The following is a 4290-nucleotide window of genomic DNA, read 5'->3' as shown; positions in this document are numbered from 1 at the left end:
TTTCCCGCTCCAGCATTTATTGAAAAAGGGGAAGCAATCGCTCCCCTTTTTTATCGGTCATCGGAGTTTGGCGCGGTAGCAAAGCGGTTATGCACCGGATTGCAAATCCGTTTAGCCCGGTTCGACTCCGGGCCGCGCCTCCAGTTACATCTCTCGTAGAACAAGCCGCTACAGCTTTTAAAAGCGTAGCGGTTTTTTGTTTTGTGGCTGAAATTGCCGGGTCGCTGCCTTGAGTTGGAAGCCGTTCCAGCTTTTTCCGGGCGTGTCGGGCGTCTGGCCAGGTCTTGTGCGCCCTGCCAATCCACATCCGTCAGCAGCCCACGTGCCGCCCGGCGTAGGGTGGTGGTAACGCTACCTTGACAGGGGCTGCAGCGCATGACTTGTCAGCGCCGCAGAGGTTGCCCGCCTACTTGCGGGTGTAGATCTGGTCGAACGCGGCGCCATCGGCAAAGTGGTCTCTGGCGGCCTTCTCCCATCCGCCGAAGGCCTGATCGATGGTGAACAGGTTGATCTTGGGCAGCTGCCTGGCGTATTTGGCCTGTGCCTTGGCTGAAGTGGGGCGGTAGAAGTGCTTGCCGATGATGTCCTGGGCTTCTTCGGTGTAGAGGTACTTGAGGTACTCCTCGGCCACGGCGCGCGTGCCCTTTTTGTCCACGTTCTTGTCCACCACCGTCACCGGGGGTTCGGCCAGGATCGAGAGCGACGGATAGACAAAATCGACCTTGCTGCCGAACTCTTTTTCCAGCAGATAGGCCTCGTTTTCCCAGCTGATGAACACATCGCCCTGATTGCGCTGCGCAAAGGTGATGGACGAGCCACGGGCGCCGGTATCCAGCACGGGCACATTGGCGTACAGCTTGGCGACGAACTCTTTGGCCTTGCCGTCGCCACCGTACTTGCGCTTGGCAAATTCCCACGCTGCCAGATAGTTCCAGCGCGCGCCGCCTGACGTCTTGGGGTTGGGCGTGATCACGCTGATGCCGGGCTTGACGAGGTCATCCCAGTCGCGGATGCCCTTGGGATTGCCCTGGCGCACCACCAGCACGATGGTGGAGGTGTAGGGTGAGCTGTTGTGCGGCAGGCGCTTTTGCCAGTCCTTCGGAATCCAGCCGCCGTTGTTGTGCAAGGCGTCCACGTCGCCTGCCAGTGCCAGCGTCACCACATCGGCCTCCAGCCCATCGATCACCGACCGTGCCTGCTTGCCCGAGCCGCCGTGGCTTTGTTTGATGGTTACGTCCTGGCCGGTCTTGGTCTTCCAGTGCTTGGCGAAAGCCTGGTTGTATTCCACATACAGTTCGCGCGTCGGGTCGTACGACACGTTGAGCAGGTTCACGGATTGCGCAAACGACGGTTGTGCCGTCAAGGCGATAACGCTGGTCAGTCCAGCAGCGATGGGAAGCTTGATCAGGATGCGCTTGAAATTCATGGGGGCCTCTGGGTATGAATGGGGGATCGGTGTGAATCACCGATAACACTCATTCTGGGAGGCGCTATTCAAAACTGAAACTATTGAAAGTTCAGTTATTTATGCGAAAAACATCTGATCTGGTCGTTGCACCACCGGCAGCTATAGGGCTGACCACTTCAACGGATGACCGCAGCGCCAGGCCTGCGTAGGGTGGGCGGCATTGGTAAATGCAAGCCAAAATAGGCTGTTGGCGCTTGTAAATCAAGCGCTGAATGCTATTAAAACAATAGCATTGAACTGATCAACGCTCGGCCGCAGGTGGCGCCGATGACGCTGCGGGATCCAGCAGGCCCGACAGCGCGGCCTGCAGCGACGGGTGGCGAAAGCGGTAGCCGGCCTCCAGCGTGCGGCGTGGCTGCAGGCGTTGGCCGCCCAGCAGCAGCACGGCCATTTCGCCCAGCGCCAGGCGCAGCGCCCAGGCCGGCGCGGGCAGCAGCGCGGGGCGGTGCAGCGCGCGCCCCAGGGCGCGGGTGAAGTTCGCATTGCGCGCCTGCTCAGGCGCGCAGGCGTTGTAGGCGCCGGCGCAGTCCGGGCGCTGCAGCAGGTGGTCGAACAGGCCCACGACGTCGTCGATGTGTATCCAGGGCATCCATTGCCGTCCGCTGCCCAGGCGGCCGCCCAGCCCCAGTTTGAAAGGCGGCACCAGCCGCGCCAGCATGCCGCCGCGGCCCGCCAGCACCGGGGCCAGGCGCAGCACCGCGACGCGCACCTGCCACTGCCGGGCGCGCTCGGCTTCTTGCTCCCAGGCGGCGCACAGGCGGCTGCCAAAGTCGGCCATCCCCGGGGGGCTGTCCTCGTCCACGGGCTGTTCGCCGCAGTCGCCGTACAGCCCCACGGCCGATGCCGACAGCAGCGCGCGCGGGGGCGTGGGCTGGCGGCCCATCCAGTCCACCAGGGCGCGCGTCAGGTCCACGCGGCTGCGCCACAGCAGGTCGCGCCGCGCGGCGGTCCAGGGGCGGTCGGCGATGGGCGCGCCCGCCAGGTTGACCACGGCATCCAGCGAGGGCGCGCCCTCCAGCTCTGCCAGTTGCGCGATGCCGGTGGCGCCGCTGCACAGCGCGGGCACCTGATGGGGGCTGCGGCTCCACACCCATAGCTGGTGGCCTTGCTGTTGCCAGTGCTGGCACAGGGCACGGCCGATCAGGCCTGTGCCGCCGGTGAGCAGAATGCGCATGGGGTTCTCCTTGGGAATGCGTAGGAATGCGTTGCGGTATCGGGCGATCTACCAGGGCAGGCGCTGGCCATCGTAGGCCCAGAAGCCGCCGCTGTCTTGGGGCTGCAGGCCATCGAGCACTGCCAGCAGGTCCTGCGCGGCAGTGGCGGGCGGGCGGCCGATCTGCGCCCCGCGAAACGGTGCCGACAGCGCCGAATCCACGGTGCCCGGGTGCAGGGCCGCCAGCACGGCCTGGGGGTGGGTGCGGGCCATTTCAATCGATGCGGTCTTGAGCAGCATGTTCAGCGCCGCCTTGGAAGCCCGGTAGCTGTACCAGCCACCCAGGCGGTTGTCGCCGATGCTGCCCACCCTGGCCGACAGTACCGCCAGCAGGCTGCGTGCCCCCTTGGCCAGCTGCGGGGCGAAATGCGTCAGCACCAGCGCCGGGCCGATGGCATTGGTGGCGAAGCTGGCCGCCAGGTGCGTGGCATTCAGGTCGGCCAGCCGTTTTTCGGGGCCGCCGGTAGGGCCGCTGAGCATGCCGGTGGCCACCACGATCAGGTGCCAGGGGCCTTGCGGGCGCAGCGCGTCTGCGGCTGCGGCGATGGAGTCCGGTGCATCAAAGTCGATGGCGGGCGCGCTGTGGCGGCCCAGGGCAACCACCTGGGCGCAGCGTGGGTCTGCCGCCAGCTGTGCGGCCAAGGCGCCGCCAATGGCGCCGGTGGCGCCCAGGATGAGGGCGCGGTATCCAGTGGGCAGTGATTGCATGGCAGGCCTTGTGGGGTGGTGGTTACAGGCTGTCGAGCTGCAGGCGCACCTGCTGTGCGTGTGCGCGCAGGGCGGTTTGCTGCTCGGGCGGCATTTTTTGCCACTGGCGGTACACCAGCGCCAGCCGGTGGTTGGCGCCCAGCGCCTCGGCATGGCGCGCAAAAAAGTCCCAGTACAGGGCGTTGAAGGGGCAGGCACGCTCGCCGGTTTTTTGCTTGGGGTCGTAGGCGCAGCCCTGGCAATAGTCGCCCATGCGCTGCAGGTAGGCGGCGCTGCTGACGTAAGGCTTGGTGGCGATGATGCCGCCGTCGGCGCGCTGGCTCATGCCCAGGGTGTTGGGCAGCTCCACCCACTCGAAAGCGTCGATGTAGATGCCCAGGTACCAGCGGTGCAGCGCGGCCGGGTCCAGCCCTGCCAGCAGGGCAAAGTTGCCAATCACCATCAGCCGCTGGATGTGATGGGCGTGGGCCGTCTGCAGCGACTGGCGGATGGCCAGCTGCAGGCAGCGCATGCGCGTGTCCCCGCTCCAGAACCAGTGCGGCAGCGGCAGGTGGTGGTCCAGCGCATTGTGCTGCTCGTACCCCGGCATGTGCGCCCAGTAGATGCCGCGCACGTATTCGCGCCAGCCCAGAATCTGGCGCACAAAGCCTTCCACCGCGGCCAGCGGGGCGTGCCCGGCGTGCCAGGCGGCCTCGGCGCGCTGCAGCACTTCCAGCGGGTGCAGCATCTTCACGTTCAACGCAAACGACAGCAGAGAATGGAACAGGCGCGGTGCCTGGCTGGCCATGGCGTCTTCATAGTCACCAAAGTGCGGCAGGGCGTGGGTGATGAACGCTTCCAGACAGGCCAGCGCCTCGGCGCGGTTCAGCGGCCAGCGCACGGCGTCTGCCTGTGGCTCGCC

General features: G+C 65.7%; 3 protein-coding genes, 1 tRNA gene and 1 pseudogene. 1 reads left to right on the top strand and 4 read right to left on the bottom strand.

Going from position 1 to position 4290, the window contains the following annotated elements:
- The first annotated feature begins 69 nt into the window (after window positions 1-69).
- A tRNA-Cys gene (locus AB7E35_RS14790) sits at window positions 70-143 on the top strand.
- A 263-nt stretch (window positions 144-406) separates the two neighbouring features.
- On the opposite strand, the gene AB7E35_RS14785 is transcribed toward AB7E35_RS14790, so the two are convergent.
- From AB7E35_RS14785 to AB7E35_RS14770, 4 genes and pseudogenes are all read right to left on the bottom strand, one after another.
- A complete protein-coding gene (locus AB7E35_RS14785; RefSeq protein WP_428167835.1) occupies window positions 407-1426 on the bottom strand; it encodes a sulfate ABC transporter substrate-binding protein in 1020 nt (339 codons plus the stop codon).
- A 283-nt stretch (window positions 1427-1709) separates the two neighbouring features.
- Window positions 1710-2642: a TIGR01777 family oxidoreductase gene (locus tag AB7E35_RS14780; protein WP_428163823.1), complete on the bottom strand. Its 933-nt coding sequence runs from the start codon at window positions 2640-2642 to the stop codon at window positions 1710-1712.
- A 48-nt stretch (window positions 2643-2690) separates the two neighbouring features.
- Window positions 2691-3389 (bottom strand): SDR family NAD(P)-dependent oxidoreductase, encoded by a 699-nt coding sequence (locus AB7E35_RS14775; protein WP_428163824.1) that lies wholly within the window; start codon window positions 3387-3389, stop codon window positions 2691-2693.
- 22 nt (window positions 3390-3411) lie between these two features.
- A pseudogene (locus AB7E35_RS14770) lies at window positions 3412-4290 on the bottom strand (cryptochrome/photolyase family protein); the annotation flags it as partial.

The sequence above is a fragment of the Diaphorobacter sp. genome (assembly GCF_050251835.1).
Lineage (GTDB): Bacteria > Pseudomonadota > Gammaproteobacteria > Burkholderiales > Burkholderiaceae_C > JBFXIE01.
This window is presented reverse-complemented; position numbering and strand designations above follow the sequence as displayed.